The sequence below is a fragment of the Psychrobacter sp. CX5 genome (assembly GCF_057621535.2).
Window position 1 is genome coordinate 1453107 of the sequence record NZ_CM177735.1, and the last position, 24732, is coordinate 1477838.

General features: G+C 39.2%; 17 protein-coding genes. 10 read left to right on the forward strand and 7 right to left on the reverse strand.

Going from position 1 to position 24732, the window contains the following annotated elements; all coding sequences use genetic code 11:
- Window positions 1–260: 260 nt before the first annotated feature.
- From AC21OG_RS05660 to pnp, 4 genes are all read left to right on the forward strand, one after another.
- The gene (locus AC21OG_RS05660; RefSeq protein WP_487376362.1) at window positions 261–788 is read left to right on the forward strand and encodes a type 1 glutamine amidotransferase domain-containing protein; all 528 of its coding nucleotides are present in this window, start codon (window positions 261–263) and stop codon (window positions 786–788) included.
- Window positions 789–964: 176 nt separating this feature from the next.
- The gene (locus AC21OG_RS05665; protein WP_487376363.1) at window positions 965–1129 is read left to right on the forward strand and encodes a hypothetical protein; all 165 of its coding nucleotides are present in this window, start codon (window positions 965–967) and stop codon (window positions 1127–1129) included.
- Window positions 1130–1989: 860 nt separating this feature from the next.
- Window positions 1990–2256, forward strand: a complete 267-nt coding sequence (gene rpsO, locus AC21OG_RS05670) for a 30S ribosomal protein S15 (RefSeq protein WP_486545629.1) — start codon at window positions 1990–1992, stop codon at window positions 2254–2256.
- Window positions 2257–2731: 475 nt separating this feature from the next.
- Window positions 2732–4837: a polyribonucleotide nucleotidyltransferase gene (gene pnp, locus AC21OG_RS05675; RefSeq protein WP_487376364.1), complete on the forward strand. Its 2106-nt coding sequence runs from the start codon at window positions 2732–2734 to the stop codon at window positions 4835–4837.
- Between the two features lie 909 nt (window positions 4838–5746).
- Here the strand turns inward: pnp and AC21OG_RS05680 are convergent.
- From AC21OG_RS05680 to AC21OG_RS05695, 4 genes are all read right to left on the reverse strand, one after another.
- Window positions 5747–6841, reverse strand: a complete 1095-nt coding sequence (locus AC21OG_RS05680) for a DUF3644 domain-containing protein (protein ID WP_487376366.1) — start codon at window positions 6839–6841, stop codon at window positions 5747–5749.
- Between the two features lie 779 nt (window positions 6842–7620).
- The gene (locus tag AC21OG_RS05685) at window positions 7621–8412 is read right to left on the reverse strand and encodes a hypothetical protein (protein WP_487376368.1); all 792 of its coding nucleotides are present in this window, start codon (window positions 8410–8412) and stop codon (window positions 7621–7623) included.
- Between the two features lie 679 nt (window positions 8413–9091).
- A complete protein-coding gene (locus AC21OG_RS05690) occupies window positions 9092–9337 on the reverse strand; it encodes a YheV family putative metal-binding protein (RefSeq protein WP_487376370.1) in 246 nt (81 codons plus the stop codon).
- Window position 9338: 1 nt separating this feature from the next.
- Window positions 9339–11540: a M3 family metallopeptidase gene (locus AC21OG_RS05695; protein WP_487376371.1), complete on the reverse strand. Its 2202-nt coding sequence runs from the start codon at window positions 11538–11540 to the stop codon at window positions 9339–9341.
- An 866-nt stretch (window positions 11541–12406) separates the two neighbouring features.
- Here AC21OG_RS05695 and AC21OG_RS05700 point away from each other — a divergent pair.
- From AC21OG_RS05700 to AC21OG_RS05710, 3 genes are all read left to right on the forward strand, one after another.
- Window positions 12407–13519 carry an AOC03_06830 family ribosome hibernation factor gene (locus AC21OG_RS05700; RefSeq protein WP_487376373.1) on the forward strand — a complete coding sequence of 371 codons (1113 nt, stop codon included), beginning with the start codon at window positions 12407–12409 and terminating at the stop codon, window positions 13517–13519.
- A 323-nt stretch (window positions 13520–13842) separates the two neighbouring features.
- Window positions 13843–14562 carry a M949_RS01915 family surface polysaccharide biosynthesis protein gene (locus AC21OG_RS05705; RefSeq protein WP_487376374.1) on the forward strand — a complete coding sequence of 240 codons (720 nt, stop codon included), beginning with the start codon at window positions 13843–13845 and terminating at the stop codon, window positions 14560–14562.
- A gap of 52 nt (window positions 14563–14614) precedes the next feature.
- Window positions 14615–15364 carry an endonuclease/exonuclease/phosphatase family protein gene (locus tag AC21OG_RS05710; RefSeq protein WP_487376375.1) on the forward strand — a complete coding sequence of 250 codons (750 nt, stop codon included), beginning with the start codon at window positions 14615–14617 and terminating at the stop codon, window positions 15362–15364.
- A 147-nt stretch (window positions 15365–15511) separates the two neighbouring features.
- On the opposite strand, the gene AC21OG_RS05715 is transcribed toward AC21OG_RS05710, so the two are convergent.
- From AC21OG_RS05715 to AC21OG_RS05725, 3 genes are all read right to left on the reverse strand, one after another.
- Window positions 15512–15730 carry a dodecin family protein gene (locus tag AC21OG_RS05715; protein ID WP_486535116.1) on the reverse strand — a complete coding sequence of 73 codons (219 nt, stop codon included), beginning with the start codon at window positions 15728–15730 and terminating at the stop codon, window positions 15512–15514.
- 324 nt (window positions 15731–16054) lie between these two features.
- Window positions 16055–18352, reverse strand: coding sequence for a ribonuclease R (gene rnr / locus AC21OG_RS05720; protein WP_487376376.1), 2298 nt, complete (start codon window positions 18350–18352; stop codon window positions 16055–16057).
- Window positions 18353–18696: 344 nt separating this feature from the next.
- On the reverse strand, window positions 18697–18924 hold the full coding sequence (locus AC21OG_RS05725) for an HP1242/YdcH family protein (RefSeq protein ID WP_486545681.1): 228 nt from the start codon (window positions 18922–18924) through the stop codon (window positions 18697–18699).
- Window positions 18925–19498: 574 nt separating this feature from the next.
- On the opposite strand from AC21OG_RS05725, the gene ahpF reads away from it, so the two are divergent.
- The 3 genes from ahpF (at window position 19499) to AC21OG_RS05740 (ending at window position 24391) form a co-directional block, all read left to right on the forward strand.
- Window positions 19499–21067, forward strand: a complete 1569-nt coding sequence (gene ahpF / locus AC21OG_RS05730; protein ID WP_487376378.1) for an alkyl hydroperoxide reductase subunit F — start codon at window positions 19499–19501, stop codon at window positions 21065–21067.
- Between the two features lie 677 nt (window positions 21068–21744).
- Window positions 21745–23199 carry an alanine/glycine:cation symporter family protein gene (locus AC21OG_RS05735; protein WP_486545685.1) on the forward strand — a complete coding sequence of 485 codons (1455 nt, stop codon included), beginning with the start codon at window positions 21745–21747 and terminating at the stop codon, window positions 23197–23199.
- A 424-nt stretch (window positions 23200–23623) separates the two neighbouring features.
- Window positions 23624–24391 (forward strand): hypothetical protein, encoded by a 768-nt coding sequence (locus AC21OG_RS05740; RefSeq protein ID WP_487376379.1) that lies wholly within the window; start codon window positions 23624–23626, stop codon window positions 24389–24391.
- Window positions 24392–24732: the final 341 nt, after the last annotated feature.

Sequence of the window (24732 nt, forward strand, 5' to 3'; positions counted from 1 at the left end):
ATCCTGTCAAAAGGGCTTTTATAGTAATCGATTAGACAAAATACTGGTTACTTACGGCAAACACTAATCACATTTTCACACATTTTCTTGCAACTTCCTCCTTTTACCTATGGCTTTGAACTTGTAGGCTAATAAACATAATAATTATAAGCATAATAATTAAAAGACATTTTTAAAATAACGAGATCTTAAATAATAGGTCTAAAATAACTTAAATAATAGGTCTAAAATAAATAGAAAAACTAAGTGGAGGCTAAAAAATGGCTAAGAATATAGCATTTTTATTACATTCAAATTTTGAAGAAGCAGAATATGCGAAAGTGAACAGTTTGTTAAAGGATAAAGGGTATACAACGACTTTAATCACCACTAACGATGATAAGCAAGTGCAAGCCATGAACCACGACGTTGATAAGTCGCAAACTTATACTGCTGATTTATTCTTAAATGAAGCAAATGCGGACGATTACCAAGCGGTCGTGTTACCCGGCGGCACTGTCAATGCGGATACTATACGTGGTAATAAAGACGCTCAATCTTTTGTTAAACAGTTTTATGACGCAGGCAAGACAGTCGCTGCCATTTGTCATGCGCCTTGGCTATTAGTTAATACCGGTCTTGCTAAAGATAAGACCTTGACCGCTTATCCTTCATTGCAAACTGATATTGAAAATGCAGGCGGCACCTTTGTTGATAAAGAAGTTCAACAAGATGGCAATATCATAACCTCACGTAATCCTGATGATATAGAAGCCTTCGTGGGTGCTATCGATAAATCTTTATCCTAAAAACTTTGTTCTTTTAAGAAGTTATTTCTTTGAATGAAGTGCTTTTTAGAAGTTTTTTATCGTTTTACAGGCGTACGTCTAAATCGTTCTAATATCGTACATCTATGAGTAATTACTAAGAAATTAAATTTTAATTATTTTATACATATCATCTTACAATTAATAAGGAAAATATCATGTCACAGTCTAATGGCAATACATTTGAACAACAGCAATCGGATGCGGAAATTGCAGGTCTTAAAAATCAAGTTGAAGATAACTTAGGTAATCAAAAAGAAAAAGACGATGAGAAAGCCGCTGAAGGTATTGCAGATAACTTAGAAGAATCACATAATAAGTAACGTCTTATATTTAAATAAGCTGTAATTTTAAGCTATAAATAAGGGTGGGGACGTTAGCGTCCTTACCTTATTCAAAGAGCATATTTATAGATCATGTATAAAGAACATGACTTATTTAAATGCTCTTCTAGACTTAATTAATTTTTAGACCTAATTAGGGCGTGTGGAACATTCAACCATGGCACTGGCGGAGACTATTTTTTAGTCAATTTGTAGTGAAATTTTTGAAGCTTAGTCATTCTAAGTTAGAAAATTTCGCCATATATTGGCAAAAAAGAGTCCCGTCCCTTCGGGCTGATACTAAAATCGCCCCAGACGTTGTTACAAACCTAGCCAAGGTCTAGACATTAGCGTCAGTTTGCGGCCTAGTCTGGAACGATTTTAGCTATCAGCAGTGCTAATTTGCGAATGTCTCACACGCCCTAATATTAAGTAAAATACATACTATTTGGGGGGATATGATGAGTAATGATCCTAAAAGCACGCCAATTGCGAAGAAATTGAGGAATCCATTGAACGCACTGAGGAGCCAGAAACACTTGTTGAAGCGACAACCGCTGAATTAAGTGAGGATGCCTTAGGTGGACACGCTAGCGGTGCAACTAAAAACTAGTGAATAAATAAGTGCAGTACAATAGATCGTTATTAAATAGAGTGTAATTTGATTTTGGATTTACTGGGCGCTTATTTAATGTCGCTATTTAGACAATAGTTTATTAAAAAAACTACTCACTATTGAGTAGTTTTTTTGTTATAATAGCAGGCTTGTTTAAGTCGTTTTTTTAGGTCATCTCTAGTAATGCAGGGATGTCCCCAATAAAACTGACTTTTTTATTATCAATGCATTGCAGGAGAAAGTTATGTTAACTAACACTGATCGTCAACAAATTATTGCTCAATATCAGCGCGCCCCTGGCGATACTGGTTCACCTGAAGTTCAAATCGCGTTATTGACTGCGCGTATCAATGACTTACAAGGTCACTTTAAAGAGCATAAAGGGGATCATCATAGCCGTCGTGGTCTAATCCGTATGGTAAACCAACGTCGTAAGCTATTAGATTACTTAAAAGGTAAGGATTCAGAGCGTTACGTTTCACTTATCAGTGAATTAGGTCTGCGTCGTTAATTTATAATTTCGATTATATTGTCATTTTGCTTAAATGTTATAAGTAATATGGCAATTCGATATTATAATTTAAGAGCTCATGCCTTACTCAAAAAAAACGGTGTGAATATTTCACGCCGTTTTTTGTATCTGGTGGTTTAGTATTTTGAATTCATAACGTTTAGAAGAGACCGTTCATACTCTATGTTCCTACACTATAAGAGACGTGAACGGTAGTATGACCCCATAAATTGTTTAGAATAAATTTGGCAATCCATGACTTTAATTGGTCAAGTCTGCCAAATCCCTGTAAAATAAGACACCGTCTTATTGAAGACGATAAGCTTCTAACGTTTAAGATGTTTACTGGTAGTGACTAAATACCAGCATCAAATCAAGTTAAACAGTTAAGCAGTTAAACGTTAGAGGCTAACATCAAGTCTCAATAGACGTGCTCATTTATTTGTACACACTTATAAAAAAATAGGAAAAATTAATGTCAATGTTTAATACCATTTCTCGAGAATTCCAATATGGCAATGAACAAGTTGTTATAGAAACAGGTCGTATCGCTCGTCAAGCAAACTCTGTCCTTGTCCATATGGGCGGCGTGTCTGTACTGGTTGCTGCCGTTGTGAAAAGTGAGGCCAAAGAAGGTCAAAACTTCTTCCCACTAACGGTTAACTATCAAGAAAAAATGTACGCCGCGGGTAAAATCCCTGGTGCCTATGGCAAGCGCGAAGGTCGCCCTACAGAATTTGAAACCTTAACCTCACGCCTTATTGACCGTCCAATCCGTCCGTTATTCCCTGAAGGTTATGTTAACGAAATCCAAATTACAGCGACGGTCGTATCCAGTGACAAAAAGCATTATGCTGATATCGCTGCTATGATTGGTGCTTCAGCAGCCTTGTCAATCTCAAGTGCCCCCTTTAATGGCCCTATTGGCGGCGCTCGTGTTGGCTTCATCGATGGTGAATACGTACTTAACCCCTCTATTGAAGAGCTTGAAAAGAGTGATCTAGATTTGATCGTGGCAGGTACGAAGTCAGCGGTATTAATGGTTGAGTCAGAAGCAGCAGAATTATCTGAAGATCAGATGCTTGGAGCGGTGCTATACGGTCATGAGCAGCAACAAATTGTTATCGACAACATTATGGAGCTTGCCAAAGCAGTCGGTACTGAAAAGCAAGCATTTGAATCACCAGAACTTGATGCCGACTTAAAAGAAAAAGTGACGTCACAGTTTGGCGATCAAGTCGCTGAAGCCTACTCAATTGGCGATAAGCAAGAGCGTTACGAGAAGCTTGATGAGATTAAAGCGGCTGCCATCGAAGCATTGGCAGGCGACCCTGAGTCAGAAGAATTTAGCGAAAAAGAAGCTCAAATTAAAGACATCTATAACGATCTTAAGTATCGTACCGTTCGTGACGCTATTTTGTCAGGCAAACCTCGTATCGATGGTCGTGACTTAGATACCGTACGTGCGCTTGATATCCAAGTCGGCGTCTTACCGTATACTCATGGCTCAGCGCTCTTCACTCGTGGTGAAACTCAGGCATTAGTGACGACTACCTTGGGTAATACTCGTGATGTCAACCTTATTGATTCCCTCGCAGGCACCATCCAAGACCATTTCATGTTGCATTACAACTTCCCACACTTCTCAGTTGGTGAAACTGGCCGTGAAGGTGTGCCAAAACGCCGTGAAATTGGTCATGGCCGTCTGGCTCGCCGTGGTGTACAAGCCATGCTTCCAGATAGCGACCGCTTCCCATATGTGATCCGTGTGGTATCAGAAATTACGGAATCAAACGGCTCATCATCAATGGCTTCAGTGTGTGGTGCCAGCTTAGCGTTAATGGATGCTGGTGTACCCATGAAAGCGCCAGTTGCTGGTATTGCGATGGGTCTGGTAAAAGAAGGCGACCGTTTTGCGGTCTTATCAGACATCTTAGGTGATGAAGATCACTTAGGCGACATGGACTTTAAAGTCGCAGGTTCTAAAGACGGTATCACTGCTTTACAGATGGATATCAAAATCGAAGGTATCACGCCAGACATTATGGAAAAAGCGTTAGAGCAAGCCCATGCTGGTCGTATCCATATCTTAAATGCGATGAATGAAGTGTTACCAAGTAGCCGCACTGAGATTAATGCCCATGCGCCAAACTATGCGGTCATGGAAATTAATTCGGACAAGATTCGTGACGTGATCGGTAAAGGCGGCGCAACTATCCGTCAATTGACAGAAGACACCGGTGCGGTCATTGACATCGATGACAATGGCACGATTCGTATCTTCGGTGAAAACAAAGCGGCGACCAAAGAAGCCATCCGTCAAATTGAAGCATTAACGGCTGAAGTTGAAGTGGGTACTGTCTACAAAGGTACCGTCGCCCGTGTGGTTGACTTCGGTGCATTCGTCACTGTATTACCCGGTACTGATGGCTTAGTTCACATCTCACAAATTGCTGAAGAGCGCGTTGAGAATGTCTCTGACTACCTAAGCGAAGGTCAAGAAATTAACGTATTGGTTCAAGACGTTGATAACCGTGGCCGTATTAAGTTGACCATGAAAGGGGTTGAGCAAGACGCATAGTCCTACCAAAATATCTGATCAGCGTTGTTAAACTTGCTTAGCCTACGATACGTAGTATTGTCCCAAGTTTGCCTCGCTCATTAGCATTTTGACAAGACTGTCTGACTTATCGCTGAATATAAAAAATGCTCCCATTTGGGAGCATTTTTTTGTGTTTAAAGTTGATAAGTGGTAGCTGGTCTCGCTTTGCACTACTATCTTGGCTCACACTAGGTGATGCGCTAAGCTTTAACCCGTTCCTGCTACCGCGATAACGGTTTAAAGCAATCGCATCAACCTAGTGTTACACCAAGTATATCCGCTGCAATCGAGGCTAAAAAGCCTTGTTAGGGCATAGGGCATATAATTTTTTGATAAATCTTATTCATAATCTGAAGTTAGTAGGGTGTCGCCATGCGCACCTATTGCATTGAATAAACTAAATGGTGCGCGGGGCGCACCCTACTGGAACTTGTAGACAATTTTAGTAGTTGGCATTTATTCAAATGAGCCGTATATTTTATTAAAGGTTTTTTAAAATTATCTAAAGAAAGCGTAACGTGGGTTAAACGCAGTAAATCCACGTATTAAAATTCCTTATATTAGCGCTAACGTTACTGTAACTGTATTTTCAATGACCTTTAGAGGCTTAACCGAACTTTTAATGAAAACGTTAAACCATCGCAATAATCTAGATTTAAAACTAAATTTGAAAACGGTTGGTAGGTTGGTGTCGAGGCAACGAGACCCAACACATTATAAATTAAACCGTTGGGTGTCTTTCCTCCACCCAACCTACGTGTTAATTTTATAATTTTTTGTGTTCGTTTTATAAAATATCAAACTTGCAAACGGGTAAATAATTCGAAACTTACGATTAGCCATTAGCCCAGCATTATTTATAGTCCTTGGTGACATTTCGTAGTTATTTTATTCTTTCGTTTCAAATTCTGTTATGTCAAAACTATCCTTCGCTTTAAATTTTTGTCTCCAAATTTCTTTCGATAGTTTTCCTTCTTTAATTCCTTTTATTATCAATTTCGCCCAAGCATCTTGATAAACATAATCATCGTGAACTTCATCATAATGGCAATAATTCGTGTTAGTCTCGAAAGGATCGTCAATATCGTTAGCTTTTGAAGGTCTTATGTTAAAACAACAGTATAAACATTGATGGTCATAATGATTTATTTTAAAATCGATTTCTGAATTTACTTTTTTAATTACGTCACTTGGTTTTCTTTTTCCAGGGTTTATAGCTTCTTTTTTAACAACTTTGTCTTTTATTATCGTAGTTACTTTATCAAAGTTTTCTCTATCCGCTTTAGAGACAGAGTTCCAGTTAACAAATTCAATCGCGATATCATTACGATTAGTGTTCGATATTTTAGGGACTTGAATTAATTTAATACTGTACTCTTGGGTATTGAATACATCTTCTGATAGTGAATTTCTATAAGTTTCAATAAAATTCTTTAACTCTCTTATTTCCTTTGATAAAAGTTTTTTGCTTGCCGATAATTGAGATTTCTTTCTTAATCGAGAGAATTGGAGAGAAAAAGACAAGCTTTCATTAATTGCGTACTCCTCTCCGAAAAAATCAATAAGTGTGTTTTCGTAGTTATACAATAATGCTTGGCATTCTCCAAATATCATAACGCCAATTTCGTCTCGGTCTATATGTCTATGTTCAATTTTATTTCTCAGCTTAATGAAGAAAGTCAAATTCGATTTTACCGAAGTAGGAATCCCTCCGTGCTTAGTAATACAAGTTTTAAGCTCCCAGGACTTTTTCTCTCCGTCAATAAGTTGATATCTACCGTTTGGCTTTTTGTAATAATATTTATTGCCGATTGTGTTATTAAAATGTGCGTGAAATAGTCTTGTCCAAGCCATAATCATTTGAGTTATAAATCCCTCAACTCTGAAAGGCGTTCTTGGTTTGTTATAAATCTCAACCGCAAGTAGTGCAGACTCAATTGAGCTTTCCAATGTAGACTTTGTTCTTCCTTTCCTTAATGTCATTTTTGGGATTCGTTATTATGAATGCAAAGGTCAAAATACACAATATTACTAAGTTTATCGGACTTAAAACTTATTATTTAGCTAATTAAAATATTAATTGGTATTTAATAAAAAAGCCAGCAATTAATAGCTAGTTTGTGTAACAATTATTAGTTGCTAGCTATTCTAAGTAACCTATACAAAGTGATACTTTAGCCTTGCAAGAAAGTTATTCTTCTTTGATTAATTTGTTGAGCTAAAGCCACAGCCTACGAAGGCTGTCATGTTATTGTAGCTACTGTCAATGTCGTATTACCCGAAAAAAGAATTTGACCCTGTCATATGGCGCACAGCAAGCGTAGCGTGGGTGCAACGCAGTGAAACCCAGGTATTAAAATCCCTTGTTGTGGAGTAGCACTCACGTTACTGTAACTGCATTTTCAATGACCTGTAGAGGCTTAATCGAACTCTTAACAAAACCGTTAGAGAACCAAAATAACCTAAAATTAATACTTAACTTGAAAACGGTTGGTAGGTTGGTGTCGAGGTAACGAGACCCAACACATTATGAATTAAAACCGTTGGGTGTCGTTCCTCCACCCAACCTACGCGTTATGTTCTTAGGTCGACGAGTCAGGTAGCGGGTGTAGCCAGCATATAGTGAGTTAGCGATAACGGTCTTGTGTATGAGTAGTTGCGTGGTTTAGCACTTAATGTTGCAAGTACACATCAAACTAAAATCCTTGCAGATTTTCAGAAATAAGCAATTAATTATAGCCATTGTTAGTGGCAGTGTTTTTTCATTCATTATCAAGATATTCTTCAATGATTGAAGAACGAAGGTCAGTTAGTTTCATGCCGTCAAAACCGTCAATTTTTTCGTTAATACACTCAATGACAAACTCGCGTTTTTTGTCGGTTGTCCAAAAGTCATAATCGTCTGGGATATACCATTCAGTAGCTGTGTCAACACTTTTAGATTTATTAGAAACCCGTTTGACCCTCTCAATGGCATTTTGCAAAAACATACTCCACTCTTTCTTTTTTTCGGCTGCTTCAGCATAAGCAATGGAAAATGGTGAGTCAGCTTTAAAAAGAATTTCCCCTAATTGATTTTTGTTGAAGTTTACCAGTAACGCAACCAGTGTCTCTTCATCAAGGTTTAAACCGCTGCAAAGTCGCTCTTTTAAATTTACGACCTCCCAATCTATTGGACTGTATTTGTCAGAGTTTGCAAAATTCAACAGTCCAAGATAAAACGCTTTAACGAGTTGTTGTCTGTCTATATTTGCTTTAATGAAAACTTCTCCGTCTTTGTAGGCTTCGGAAATCGTTAAAACTTCTCTATCCCAACTAACACGTTCAAAGTCATATTTTATATGGTTCCCTTCGTTATCGTACTTGAAAGATGTTTGTTGAACTCCAATTGAAATTGCTTCTAACCAATGCTTTAAATCAGGAAGTGGATCATAAACGTGTGAAAATCTATCCTCAAATGACTGTTGTCCTGCGGTCAGTTTGTAGAATAACCAACCGACATCGGCGTCATAAAAATCAACAGTTAATAGTTCTGTTTTTGGTTTATCTCTCATTTTTGGCGTCTTGTCGTGAAATCCCAATAAGCGACACTATCACGTTTATCTAGGATATAGGTTATTATGTTCGTTTATTAAGATACTGATGGTTATTAAATGGATGGGCAAGCAAGCGTAGCGTGGGTGCAACGCAGTGAAACCCACGTATTAAAAGCCCTTGTTGTGGATTAGCACTCACGTTATTGCAACTGCATTTTTAATGCCCTTTAGAGGCTTAATCGCTCTTTTAATGCAATCATTGAACAACCAAAACAACCTAAAATTAATACTTAACTGGAAAGCGATTGGTAGGTTGGTGTCGAGGTAACGAGACCCAACATATTATGAATTAAAACCGTTGGGTGTCATTCCCTCATCCAACCTTGTTGCAAATAAAACCAACGTGTCAATAACAAGGTTTTTGTGCGAGGGACGAGCACCGAACCGACTCATTAAAGGATAATGAGCCATGGAACGCATATTTCTAACTCATTAAAGCATTCAGATATCGAGGCCAGTCTTTTGATTTTTAGAATCCATCCCCAACCCTTCCTTTAAAAAACAAACGACGGACAATTCAATTTATACCAAATCTATAAATTAACCTATCGAGAAAGGCGAGTGCAAACGCTACAAATAGTAGGTTCAGCGAGTCTGACCGAGTCTAAAAAGGATAGGTTAGTTTATAGAAAAGGTATTACTTCAGAAACTTAACCGTACCCTGCGTTCCTGTACTCATGGCATCATTGGCAAGCGCATTCTTTTCCTGAATCTCTTCAGGATCAGGACGACGCTCGATGTGACCACATTGGGTACACTCAATGTATTCATCAGGTTCAGGCTCAAAGATCTGCACCTGAACCACCGCATCCATTGTGTGACACTTTGGACATCTAACACCCGCTAAAAACTGACGCTTAGGGCGGGTAGATTGATAACGCATATCAAGCCACCTCGTCTGTATCGACAAAGCCGCCATGACGTAGTAGAGCATCAATACTGGCTGCGCGGCCTCTAAAGGTCTCAAAGTTAGTCTTAGCTGGCAGACTACCACCGACGGCTAGGATGCTTTCGCGGAAGTCTTTACCAGTTTGTGGATTAAAGACACCTTCTTCTTCAAAGCGACTAAAGGCGTCGGCTGACAGCAACTCTGCCCACTTATATGAGTAATATCCCGCAGCATAGCCACCCGCAAAGATATGACTAAAGCCATTGGCAAAGCGGTTGTAGTCTGGCGTTTCGGTTACTGCCACATCTTGTCGTACGTGGTTCAACGTCGATAAGATACCTTGGTAATCAGGGGCGGGCGAGGCTGCGTGAATCAGCAAGTCAAATAAGGCAAACTCGATTTGACGTAAGGTTTGCATGCCACTTTGGAAGTTTTTGGCAGCGAGTAGGGCGTCAAGCTGTGACGCTGGTAACGGCTCACCCGTGTCAACGTGGGCGCTAATGAGGTTAATGCCCTCACTATCCCATGCCCAGTTTTCCATAAATTGACTAGGCAACTCGACGGCATCCCACTCCACGCCATTGACGCCTGCCACCTCGCTCACCGTGACTTCTGTCAAAAGATGATGTAGGCCATGACCGAACTCATGGAATAAGGTGAGTACTTCGTCATGGGTCAATAAGCTTGGTTTACCATCGGTGGGCGGCGTAAAGTTACCGACCATAAAGCACACAGGTAGCTGTGAGTAAGCCTCGGTATCTGCTGTGGCGGCGTACTCATAGCGAGACTGGAAACCACTCATCCAAGCACCGCCACGCTTGCCGCTACGCGCATATAAGTCAAAATAGAAACCGCCGATTAAACGATCTTCTTCCTCTTTATTGCCTTCACTACCTTGTTTATTATCATCGAATAACTGGTAAAAACGGACGTCTTTATGCCATAGGCTGACTTGAGCCGTCATTTCGACCGCACGGATGCCAAATAGCTTATTAACGATGGTAAATAGACCGTCAATAACCTTAGGTAGCGGGAAGTAAGGGCGAATTTCTTCTTGAGACAGCTTGAATTTATCCTGCTTCACTTTCTCAGCTAAGTAGGCAGTATCCCAAGGTGCCATCTCCTCGATACCTTGTTTCTTGGCTTCTTGCTCTAGTTGGCTTAAGTCGCGTTTGGCAGCGGGTGTGGCTCTTTTGGCAAGATTGCGTAAGAAGTCCTCCACCTGAGCAGGGCTGTCTGCCATTTTGCGAGACAATGACAATTGTGCATAGTTATCGAAGCCTAATAATGCTGACTTTTGCGCCCGAAGGTGTAGGATTTTCGCCATGATATCGCTATTGTCTAATGACTCGCCCTTACCATTTTTGTGCGTATCAAGCTCTGATGCCCGAGTAACGTAAGCTTTATAGAGCGTTTCGCGTAAACTGCGATCGTCTGCATGGGTCATCACGGCTAAATATACAGGGATGTCTAAAGTCGCGATATATAGAGGCTCATCTTCTGGTAACGTTACGGTCTCACCTGACGCTTGCTGTTTGGTTTTATACTGTTCGCCAGCCGCTTTCAGCATGGCAAGCCCACTGTCTGTGATGCCAGCAAGCTGTTCTTGCGATAGAGGTAAAGCAAAGGCTTGAGTGGCATCTAAGATATTATCTGAAAATTTTGCCGATAGTGTTGACAGCTCGCTTTGAATCTCTGCATAAGTGGCTTGTTTATCAGCAGGTAATGCCACACCGGACAGCTCAAACTGTTGAATGGCAAGCTCGATAGCCCGTTTGCGTGCATTGTCTAATGCTTCAAAAAATTCACTGTCCTGTTTAACGGCTTGATAACGGTGATAAAGCGGTTTGTTTTGTCCCATACGGGTACCAAATGCTGACAATTGAGGTAATAAGTCATGATGAACATTACGTATGTCATCATTACTCATAACGCTATTTAGATGCGATAAAACACCCCAACTGCGGTCCAAATCTAAACCAATGTGCTCAAACTCAATAATATCATTCAAAGCCTGTTTTGCTTGAGTCGGCGCAGATGCTTCTTTTTCCATCTCATCCAAAAAGTGGTTGCCTTTTGTTATGGCATTGCCAACTTGAGACTTAAGATCCTGTGGATTAACCTTAGAGAAATCAACAAGATGTAGGTTGGGATGAATGTTTGCAGAAAGATCTGAGGTCTGTGAGGTGGTTTGCATGGTAATGTCCTTAACGGTATATAAAAGCGATAAATGTCAATGTTGTTATTAGGATGTAAGGTAAAAGTCTGATGTCAAAAATGCTTTGACTTAAAGGGTTTAAAATTTAAAAGATGATGAATTTAAAAGTAATGACGTAAATAGATACTGAAAAAATAAGTACGGTGATCGAAAATTATAATTACAAAGGATAGTCTATGTATTAACTATTGTGTCATATTGGCTATATTACAAGTGTGCAGCAGTTTGCTTTAGGCGACGACATATTTTGTTAAATGACATATTGGTATAAACAGATGAGTTATTTGACAAGGCAAGTTTTGCAACCCCGAAAAATAGGTTATAAATTAAAATGACGTTTATACAGCACCCAACAAAAAACGTTAAAACTATTAAGATGTAACGTTATAACAGCAAAATTAGCTAAGCAATAACACGAATTACATAATCAGAACAAGAACTGTAAACGGGTCAAAGTAAGTTACAAACCCTGCGTAGCCGACCTATAATCTGCTTGTTATGATAAAGATAACTGATGATTAAAGACAATGGTAAGTTAAATAACTTATCGCTTAAACCTATAAATAATTTAACAAATGAATTAACCCACGAGACCTTAATAAGCTTATTTTGTGCTTCGATTATTTCGATTATTGTAAAATTAATGCTATTTATTAAGTCTTAATTCTGCTTGATTAATTGCCAAGCATTAACTGCCAAGAGTTATTTGATAAACAGTTTTAATTATCAAGTTATAGTGAGGTTTAAAAGGAAACAGGGTTTAGGGTCCAATTTTTAGCCTAATCTCAAAATAAGAAAAATTTATTTTATTGTACTAATTCAAATAAACTTAAAAAGGATATTTTATGAAAGCGACACTAAAAAGCTTACGCGAAACAACGGCCAACCCAGCAGTCAGTATTTTCGTTAAGACGCATCGTGAACATCCTGAAAATGAAAAAGATCATATTGCGTTAAAAAACCAACTTAAGGTGGTAGAAGAGCGCCTAGTCAATGAATACGATAAGCGCACAGCGTCCACTATTTTAGAAAAGATTCATGCTAAAACAGATGATCTAGACCATAACTACAATTTAGATACGTTAGCTATCTTTGCTAGCACTGACGATGTGCAAGTAATTCGTATGCCGCTTGATACTCAAGAGCGTGTAATTATTGATACCCATTTCGCGACTCGTGATTTAGTTCGTGATATGGCAAGCTCGGTTCACTACTATGCCGTAGTCCTTGGCCGTGATCAGGCACGCTTGATTGAGGCAGCAAACAATCGTGTTATCAAAGAGTTTGATGACGATGATAATGCTCAGAATAATATGAAAAACATCCCATTCCCAATTGAGAATAATAGCTTGTATAAAACAGGGGATGGGGGTTCTGACCGTTCAGCCAATAACGAAAATAGCGCGTTAAAAGAATACTTTAACCGCGTCGACAAGAGTGTGCAAGAGCTATGGGGTGAGCATAAAATGCCACTGGTACTAGTGGGTGATGCTCGTAATATTAGCTACTTTAAAGAAGTATGTGATCGCCCTGAGAATATCATTGCCTCTGTTGATAATATTACAGATTTAGAAGAGGGTTCGCCTCAGCATATTATTGATGGGGTACAAGACGCTATTGAAGAATACCGCTCAACCCTTCATAAAGAAGCAGTAGGAGCTATTGATAAAGCTCGCGGTGCTGATTTAGTGCGTACCGATCTGCAAGAGGTCTATCAAGCAGCGTTCCAAGGGGCGGGTGAAACACTTTATGTGCGTCAAGGCTATATACAGCCTGCCAAGATTGATGCCAAAGCTCAAACCTTACAAGTAACAGATGAGGCATCTGGTGAAGGTGTCACCGATGATGCCATTGGTGAAATTATTGAGCTGGTTATTCATAATGGTGGTGAGGCAGTCTTCTTACCTGAGGATATTATGGGTAAAGATCAGCCTATTGCATTAGTGACTCGCTATTAGTCATTAAATATCAATAAACTGTGGTTATTCACTAGATATCATTTGGTCATAATGCTTAATGAGGAAATCATTCTCCATAAACACCAGTTCTTATACTGGTGTTTTTTTATCAAGATCTATTACCAATAAATCACCTCCATATCTATATTTTTAGATATTATTCAGATTTTTGGACTTTATACAAGAATATCTATACTTATTATAGTAGGTAATCTATATTAATATATTAGGGTCTGTTGAAAAAATAAAGACAGCTTAATGTATAACTTAGGAGGTTTGAAACTATCAACTCTATTTTTAAAAGTTTATCTATTATAGGGGCTATGACCTGCGTACTTGGTTTTTCTACGACCAGTATGGCGACAATAAGTAATGTGAAAGTTTACGACTTTAGCGGCACTGAAAATGTTACCGATTATCAAGCTCTACCTATAGAAATTACTGATTACTATCAAGACAATACTAGCATTAACCCGTTAGGGTTGACTATGGACTCTTTGGCAAAGATAACTACTTGGCAGGATAAACAAGGAGATAATTATCTAGTACAGTTTAAACGTTCAAGAGAGTATAGCAATAATGACCCAAATGAGGTGATAAGTCATCTGTATGTAGAAGATGGTAATGGTATTAAACGTCATTGGCAGGTCTATGATTCGCAAGCGTCCTGTGATCTAGATGTCATAACAGACTTTGCGGAACATTCACCTATCCTATCGGACGTGAATAATAATGGTATTGCTGAAGTGGCAATTACTTACTATTTAGGCTGCCGGGGGGATGTGAGTTATGATGACATGAAAGTTATTATGTATGAGGGTAGCAATAAATTTGCCGCAAGAGGCTATTCAGCGATTTGCGATAGTCAGACAAAACGACCCGTTGATACCTCAGGGCATTATGGCGGTGGTTATACGATAGATAAGTCGCTCCTTAATCGTTCTGATTTAAAGCCAGTTGATAAAATTCTGATGCGCGAACAGCTAAAATCGGTCTGGCGACAGACACAGTGCTCAATATATTTTAATTATAGTGACATCTAGTATCGTTATAATGGACGGGGTATTAACAGCATTTAATGGTCTATAGAACTCTATGAAAAGCATCACCATCACTAGCTACAACATCCATAAAGGTATGTCGCAGTTTAATCGGCAGGTGGTAACCCAACGGATAGGAGCGTCTTTAAAAGACCTTAATCCAGATATTCTTTGTCTTCAAGAAGTTCAAGGTCAGCATCTCAAGCGAATGGTAAAATACAATGAATATCCAAACCGGTCGCAACATGAGTGGTTTGGAGAATTCCTAGACTGTGAACACAGCTATGGCAAGAATTCTGAATATGACAATGGGCATCATGGTAACGCTGTATTAAGCCGTCATCCCCTTGATCCTAAGCATAACGTTAATATAACTGTCAATAAGCTTGAAAGACGCGGTGTCCTCCATTGTGAAGTATTACCCGCTGGCTGGGATGAGCCAATAGTGGTGCTATGCGCTCATTTAAACTTATTAGAACATGACCGGCAGAAACAATATAAAGCGATTGCCGCCTATGTGAATGATACTATCGATCAGAGTCGGCCATTAATTTTGGCAGGTGATTTTAATGACTGGAAGAAGAACTCGTGTGAACAACTTGCTGGTGATCTCAATATGACAGAAGTATTCATGCACCTACATCGTAAATTGTTACCTACCTTTCCAGCCCGTATGCCAATCCTTAGCTTGGATCGTATTTACGTTCGTAACTTAAAAGTGAAACGCGCTTGGGTGCATAAGGGTAAGCCTTGGTCTGAATTGTCCGACCATTTGCCCATTAGTGCAGAGTTAATGCTAGCTTAAAAAAGAGATTAAGAGAATAAGAGAATAAACAAAAAAATACCGCTATCTCAGATAGCGGTATTTTCTATTCACTTTTCATAAACTTCTAAAATAATTGAGTCTAAAATAATAGAAAAGCGATTATAAACTAAAAATTAAGTTAGGTGATTAACCCATATCTTCACTGCCATCGATCACAAAACTTACAATCATAATCACATGATATGAGCTGATATTACCGTCAGATACACCGACTTTCTGTTCTTTAACCCAAGCGCCTTGGACATTATTTACTGTCTTCGAAACTTGAGCGATACCTTTTTGAATGGCATCTTCAAAGCTTTTGGTTGAGGTACTGCTGACTTCAATATTCTTAGCAACTGTCATTATATAATTCCTTTTTTATGGTTAATTTTCTTATTAAAAAACAACGTTTATTCAAATATTATCTATCTAAACGCTGACTGTCATTTAGGGAGACCTGAGCGCTATCTGTTAACCTACTCTCTCGCTTATGAACACTTAACTTTTAAGTCAATTTCATAACTGAGCTCAATGTTATGACTAACATCACTATCATCGATTGAATTTGATAACAATAAGTGGCAACTTGTCTACCTAAGTGTCATTCTAACATTATTTTAATGAACATCATAATAGGTATAAGGTTGTGATTAAGTTATAGGTCTATAAGACAAAACTTAAGAATACTCATTGGCTTTTTGGTTTGGTTTTATTTCTACTTCGTCCGCTACGACGACGTGCAGGCTTTTTATCAGCAGCCGACTGCGCTGAATTAGTCTTGGCTTTGCCATCCTTTTTAGATTGATTTAAGGCACTGGCTTTAAGCTTAGCGACCAATTCAAAATCAATTTGCAAAAGATCCATATTCACGCCAGCGACTTTAATACGAACCAAATCGCCTAAGCCATATAAGTTACCTTTATCTTTACCGATTAGTTGTTGCTGCTTTTCATCATAGACAAAGTAGTCATTACCCACATTTGAGATATGCACTAGCCCATCGATAAATAGATCGGTTAAGGTAATAAATAGCCCAAAGCTGGTAACGGCCGTCACCACACCATCAAACTCTTCACCAACATGATCTTTCATGTAATGGCACTTGAGCCAGCTTTCTACAAAGCGTGACGCCTTTTCGGCACGGCGTTCGGTATCCGAGGTTTGTTGTCCTGCTTCCTCAAGAGTAAAGTCCATTTGAGGTTGTTTTTTACCCGTGACTTCCGCTTTAATCGCTCGATGCAACATTAAATCAGGATAGCGGCGAATAGGAGAAGTGAAGTGAGAGTACTCTTCATACGCCAATCCAAAGTGCCCAATATTGTCTGGCGAGTAGTTTGCTTGCATCATTGAGCGCAGCAACATACTGTGGATACTGACGGCATCAGGACGATCTTTAGTCGCTTCAATGATGCGCTTATAATCTGCTTGCGTCGGACTTTCCTCTGGGAATCCGATACCAAAGTTTTTGGCGTATTCATGTACCACTCGTGATTTCTCATCACTGGGTTTGTCATGGTTACGATACAATACAGGCAGCTCTTTTTCTAAGGCAAAGTTAGCCGCACAGGTATTGGCAAGTAGCATTAACTCCTCAATAAGCTTATGAGAGTCGCCACGAGTACGTGGGACGATGGCATCAATACCGCCTTCTTCATTGAACTTAATATACGTCTCAGGTGTCTCAAACTCCATCGCATTGCGCTCTTCACGCTTTTTAACCAAGGCTTTGAATAGCTGATGCATGGTATCGATAGATTTTTTGACGTCTTTATTACCCGTTAATGACTCAGGTACGTCATTCATATTGCCATCAAAGTAATCATTCACTTGATTATAAGTCAAGCGAGCTTGTGAGTGCATCACTGAGGGGTAGAATTCATAACCTGTAATTTTACCGGCACGAGACAGCTTAATGTCTGCCACCATACATAGGCGATCAACACCAGGGTTTAATGAGCACAGCCCATTTGATAATACTTCTGGCAACATGGGTACCACGTGATGGGGGAAATATACCGATGTCCCACGCTCAAATGCCTCGTGATCTAGGGCAGAGTTTGGGGTCACATAATGGCTGACATCAGCAATAGCAACGACCACGCGATAATTACCACCTGAGCGTTTTTCTGCAAACACAGCATCATCGAAATCACGTGAATCTTCACCATCAATGGTGACCATAGGCAGGTGACGGATATCAGTGCGACCTTTGATGTCTTTTTCAGTCGGTTCTTTATAACTAATGGCTTGTTTTAAAACGCCGGCACTAAATTCACTGGGTATATCGTAGTTCAGTAAGGTGGTTTCGATAATCACTTCACGGTCATTATCATCATCCATCACCTCAACAATCTTACCCGTCGCAAACTCGTGCTGAGTTGGCCAATCAATGATATCTACTTTGACAGGGACACCGGGTTTGGCGTTTAGCGCCTTCACATTTTCATCAGTGACAGTAATCGGCTGATGGTTGTTAGGGCTGGCTAAGTTTACGGTATAGCCTTCATCGTCTTTTTCTAAAGTGCCGATAAAGTGGGTCTGTTGGCGATCCGTTACTTCAACAATGCGACCTTCAGTACGTCCACGATTATCAGTCGTAGTACCGATGGCGTTGACGGTATCCCCATTAAACACCCAACGCATTTGCTTCTCATGTAAGAACAAATCTGGCATGTCATCAAGTACGACAAAACCGAAGCCTTTAGCATGAGCAGAAACGGTGCCAGTAACCACGTCTTGTTGCGTGACTGCACGATATTTACTCGGTCTGCCATCACGATTGATTTGACCATCACGGGTCATGGCTTTTAGGCGGTTGCCTAAGGCATCAAATTGATCATCATTATTAATGCCGAAGGATTCAGCCAGTTGTTTGTGTGTCAGCTCACCTTTATCCGCCAGAGTCTGCAAGATTAGCAGACGGCTTGGAATAGGGTTGTCATAGTTTTGAGCTTCTTGTTGTGCGTTTGGATCGTTCCAGGTCATAGAATACCGTATAAGTTATTTATATTTTAATTTTTTGATGTTAGGTCAGTTTTTAGTACAAAGGGGGAGGCCGTTAGCTGACCTATTTATGTAACGAGTAGAATAAAAAATCATCTATAGACAAAAGTGATGCCTATTAGCAGGTATATTAACATAAAAAATCAGTTAATAAGTATGAGCAACTAGGATAGTAAGCGTTAAAGATCGTAAAAATTTAATAATGGCTATAGAAAATATAAATACTAGGGGCTGATCAATAGCGTATTTATTGAATAAGGTCTTATCCGACACCGAATAAGACCTTTTATAGTGACAATATATTTAAAATATTGGGTCAAATGCGACTATTGCTCTTTGCTTTTAGTCTCTAGGTAACGGCCAATTTCATCTTTAAGCGCAAGTTTACGACGTTTCATACCATCGATCTCTTCTTCACGACTGGTAGATTTCACCACATCATTTTCAAGCTTGTCAATTTCAGTGTCTAATTTATTGTGTTCTTCAAACAACTTTTGGAAATGAGTATCACTGTTCTTAAGTTCAGAAATTAAGTCACGGTATTCATGGAACATATCTTTATCCTTATTGGTTAGTAGTTGTCTAGTACTCGTCTAGTAGCTAGAACTGTTTAGTTAATTACGTGTCAAATGACAGGGTGATGAAGGGCAGCTATTATCTATTATTTAACTGCCTCTCAAACGAGAGTTGTTTTAACTATTAATGCTTATTAATTTAGACTTTTTTCTCACTAAATTGTACCCAAAATATCACAGCTTGACCATGATTAATATTATATGTTGTAAGTTATGGATAGCATTGAAGTAATTAACATAGCTGCGATTTAAATACGCCACATTAACATTTAATATTTCAAAACTATGTTAACCATACTATTGGTTTTATAAAACATATTATTCGAATTTATAAGCTTGTTGTTAGACTTAAACTCCCCGATAATATAATTAAGAATAAGATGTAGATATCAAAAAAATTATATTATAAACAGTCTGCTACTCTTATAACTTAGTTTATTTCACTTAAATTTTTTACTTCTATGACATCAAATCCTGAATTAAATACCTTAATACTAAGTTGAAATTTTTTGTGCATTCAATTTGGTAAACAAAAACGAATGAGGAGTTCGATATGTTAGACCAAAGTCTATTAGACGCCGTAAAGAGCTATAGTGAGAAAATGACCCGTCCTATCAGCTTTGTTATTGGTGCCGGTGAGCATGAGAAACGTGCCGAACTGGTTGATTTTTTGACCAAAATAGCGGGAACCAGCGACAAAATTAACTTCGATGTTAATAATACTGATGATAGCTTACCTAGCCCTATTAGCTTTAAAATTACCTCTGAAAACAGCGAAACAGGTATCGTATTTAGCGGTATCCCAGGCGGGCATGAATTTACCTCATTAATTTTAGCGATTCTACAAGCCGGTGGACATACCTTAAAGCTTGATGACAGCATTCAGAAAATGGTTAAGCGCATTGGTCAGCCATTACAGTTCCAAACTTACGTATCATTGTCTTGCCACAACTGTCCCGATGTGGTGCAGGCATTAAACCAGTTTGCGCTGCTCAATGACGGTATCAGCAATGAGATGATCGATGGCGGCTTATTCCAAGAGCAAGTCGAAGCCAATAACATTCAAGGCGTACCAGCAGTATTTTTGAATGGCAAACCTTTCTTAAATGGTAAAGTGGATACTGCTCGTATTATCGATAAGCTGCAAGCGGAATACCCAGACTTATTAAATGCGGCGAGTGCCGATGACCAAGAGCAATTAGAGCGTCAAGACGTTACCGTTATTGGTGGTGGTCCAGCAGGTGTGTCCTCAGCGATTTATAGCGCGCGTAAAGGTTTAAAAGTTACTATCATTGCTGACCGTATCGGTGGACAGGTGAAAGATACTCAAGCAATTGAAAACTTAATCTCTGTACCTTTAACCACGGGTAACGAGCTGTCCGCTAACTTTGAAAAACATCTTAAAGAGTATGACATTAATATCAAAGAGCACGTCAGCGTGAAACAGTTGTCTGAAACTGAAGATGAAAACTACAACATTCATCTGAATACCGGTGAGCAGTTTGAGACCCGCAGCATCATCATCGCCACCGGTGCACAATGGCGTAAGCTGAACGTCCCTGGTGAAGAAGAAAATATCGGTAGCGGTGTGGCGTACTGCCCACATTGTGATGGTCCATTCTTTAAAGGTAAAGACATCGCGGTAATCGGTGGTGGTAACTCAGGTATCGAAGCGGCGTTGGACTTAGCGGGTATCGTGAAAAACGTCACGGTATTTGAGTTCGCGGATGGTTTAAAAGCGGACCAAGTATTGATTAACAAAGCCAAAGAGACTAAAAATATTAACATCATTACCTCAGCGGCGACCAAAGAAATTAAAGCATCTGACGGTAAAGTGACCTCCATCGTCTATGAAGATCGCACGTGTGGCGAAACCAAAGAGCAAGAATTGTCGGCGGTATTCGTGCAAATTGGTCTAGTGCCAAACTCTGAGTTTGTTAAAGGGTTTGTCGATGTGAACCGCTTTGGCGAAATCGAAATTGATGAAGCTTGCCGAACCGATCGTAAAGGTATCTTTGCTGCCGGTGACGTGACTACTGTACCGTTTAAGCAAATTAACATTGCAATGGGCGAGGGTAGTAAAGCGGCGTTATCCGCATTTGAATACCTTGTGATGCAATAAGCAGTAAGCCTATGAAATAGCTTAAGCCTTGCCTATAGCTTAATGCTACCTACACAACCACCTCTGTGATTTGCAGAGGTGGTTTTTTAGGGTTTGAAGATAGAAAAAATCTCATAAATCAACTTTAAATTCTGTAATAACAATTAAATACAATCCTATTCCTAACTTTGATATAATCACAAACTTTATTTTTGCTATGAAAAATCATTTTATTAAATGAGGTGCCTTCGGTCATACCGTCATAGGCTTTAAAGCAGGTTAGACGTCGGCATAGATGTCTATGACGCTTAATAAAGACTTATTAAATGCCTATCCATTGACCTGAATGTGCTGTCTTTTTTATAAGATATGTTCTTTTTAATAAGTTTTGTTTTATAACCTGACTATTTAATGATCAGTTAATGATCTGTTAATAAACCGACTATTTTATTATCTGGTTTTTGATTATCTGATTATCTGATTTTCCATAACCTACCCTGTTCGCAACTTATTAAAACTCATTGTAGGCTAGTGCTTTTAGCCCAGCAAATCAAAACCTTTAATTAAAAAAGCTGGGCTAAAGCAACAGCCTACGTTAAGAGTTGAAAGTGGGGTATAACCTCGTTTTTTTATAAACTGTTTCTTTCAAAAATCGTTTAGAGGATTCAGGACTCATTTTAAAAGGAAGGAGCTTAACGATGGATTTAATTCATGCATTTTTCTCCAAAGTAGGTGATTTAACCTGGGGCTGGTCGCTGGTTCCGATGTTGATTATTTTTGGCTTATTGTTCACGATTGTCGGAAGATTTGCCCAGTTTAGATATTTCAAACGCATGTTTTCAGTATTTCGCAATGAAGAAGTTGGTGAGGAGGGAATCAGTGCGCGTCAGGCCTTGCTAGTCTCTATTGGCGGGCGAGTAGGTGGAGGTAACATCGCAGGTGTGGCAGTGGCTATCTCACTGGGTGGACCGGGCGCTGTATTTTGGATGTGGTTAGTGGCGCTGGTTGGTATGATGACCAGTATTGTTGAGTGTAGCTTGGCGCAGTTATATAAGCGCAAAGATCATGAAGGCAACTTTCGGGGCGGTCCTGCATCCTATATTTTGCATGGGTTAGGCAAGGATTATAAGTGGCTTGCGGTTATTTATGCTATCTCATTACTATTATCATTTTCAGTCGGATTTATTGCCTTCCAAGGCAACACGGTGGCAGGTTCTGCCCTTGAAAGCTTCGGTATTGATCGCTGGATATCAGGGTTAGTACTGGTGATTGCGGGCGGTTTTATTGTCTTTGGGGGTATACAGCGTATCGCTAAAGCCGCTGATATTGTGATCCCCATTATGGCTTTGATCTATTTGGTAATGGCATTGCTCATTATTGTGCTTAATATCACAGAGCTTCCCGCTTTAATGGCAACCATTGTCAAAAATGCCTTTGGAATTGAGTCTGTCGTGGGTGGCGGTATCGGTGTGGCCATTGAACAAGGGATGAAGCGTGGTTTATTCTCTAATGAAGCAGGGTTAGGCTCTGCACCCAACGTCGCTGCCACTGCTTATGCCACGCACCCCGTTAGTCAAGGTATCTCACAATCGTTGTCAGTATTCATTGACACTATCGTGGTGTGTAGTGCCACGGCATTTATGATTTTGCTCAGTGGGGTTTATCAACCTGGCGTTGAGATTGATGGTATTGTATTGGCGCAGCAGGCCTTAACCAGCGAACTTGGAAATTGGTCACAATATGTACTAACCATATCGCTATTATTATTCGCTCTAAGCTCTATTATGTACAACTACTATATGGGCGAGAATGCCATTAACTTTTTGGTTAAAAAGAATATTAAATCAGCCACATTTGTTTTGCGTATCGTGGTGGTTGGTATTTTATTTGTGGGCGCTATGATGGAAAAGGCAGAAGATGTGTTCTTCTTTGCCGATCCACTCATGGGTGTGTTGGCATTGGCAAACTTATTAGCCCTAATTATGTTGTTCCCACGTGCTAAACGCTTGCTCGATGACTTTGCGGCTCAATTAAAAACTGGTGTCAAAGTGCCTTTATTTGATGCACAAGAGTATGAGAAGTTAGATCTTGATCTTAGTGCTTGGGGTAAAAAGGCAGTACAAGAAGCCAAAGAGATGAAAGAGAACTCTTGATTGGTTTATAGAACTTACTCAGAATAAAAATATATAGCGACTGGGTATCATTTATTCGCTGGCTGTACAGTAGTTCCAGAGGCGTCATAAATAATATCCAGTCGCTTTAAAAATATTAATCATCTATGGTTATGACAGTCTTATTTTATGTTTGTAAGCCACCTTAGCTTGTTTTTGGTGGTTTTTTTGTCGCTAATCCTTTTGTACGTTTATCGTTTTAACCCTGTTACCCCATCGACCAAGGTTATTTTATTATGAAAAAGTTAATTTTGACTTGTTCAATTCAATGATTTAACGTAAGTCTATTAACATTACCTTAAATATAGAAAATATAATGTCATCTAATACTTTAAATTTTAAACGACTTTTACTTACATTTAGCTTAATGAGCTTTTTCACGGTTTCAGCTTTTGCGGGGCAAAGTGTGAACAGTATCATTGAGAGTTACTACCCCTTTTATTATGAACCCAAGGACTGTCGCGGGGTGATCGCTAAAGATGGGACTTCTAGTTATGAAGACATTGTAAATCGCACTGGATATTGTATTGAAATAGACAAACAAGTTGAGGTTGAAACTGAGGCAGGTAAGCGACTGTACATTGCGATAATCGGTGATGTTGCTTTTTCTCCTGAGGGAGGCGAGGATTTTGGATCACATGCCGATTCAGGGCTAGTAGGTATGCTGATATTAAAGCCCGATAACTCATATGAAGGCGCAGGCTGGCAAGTAGAGTATGCCAATCCCACCATGAATGCAGGGGCTTTCGGAAACGGGCTACATGATTGGGATTTAATACAAGTTGCACCAGATAAATGGGGATTTATTAATGTACATAGTGATTCACACTATAGTCAGTCTTTTTCAGAGTATGTCTTATTAACACCAGATCCATACTCAAAGAGTATTATCGATAGTCATATAACAGCTAAATCGACATTTGAAAATAATCCGTTTGCGCCATCAGGCTGTAGTAAAGATAAGAAGATTGAGTACTGTACATGGCTGCAAGCCAAGCTGGGTATTGATAAAACGATTGTGAAAAATGGTTTTTATCCGTTGAAAATGACAGTTAATGGTTACGACTACGGATATGATGCCTCAGTAAAGCGAACCTTTGACGATGTAATTTATACGATAAATTATGAACCAACCAAGGGTTATGTTGAATTGAAGGATTATCCATTTGAGTAATTTTATTAGTAGGTATGGTATAGAGTCATATTACACATAGGGCGCTCTCCGTTTTAAAAAAATCCAACCTCATTAGCGATGTTGAGGTGTTTTTAATCAGCCATAAAATACCAATTGGGTCATCGGTTTTATGGAAGTCATCAGATGCGTAATAGAGTTTTGTTGTCATGGCAGAGTGTCAAACCGATTTAAATTGATTATTTAACGCTCATATTGACATAAACCGATTATGTTTTCACTAAATCGATTATATTTGAGGTGTTTTGCTTTATTTTGATTATTTCATTACTTATAAGTGACGCAATAGAGACTATTTTAGCCATTTGTAAGCGACTGGGAGG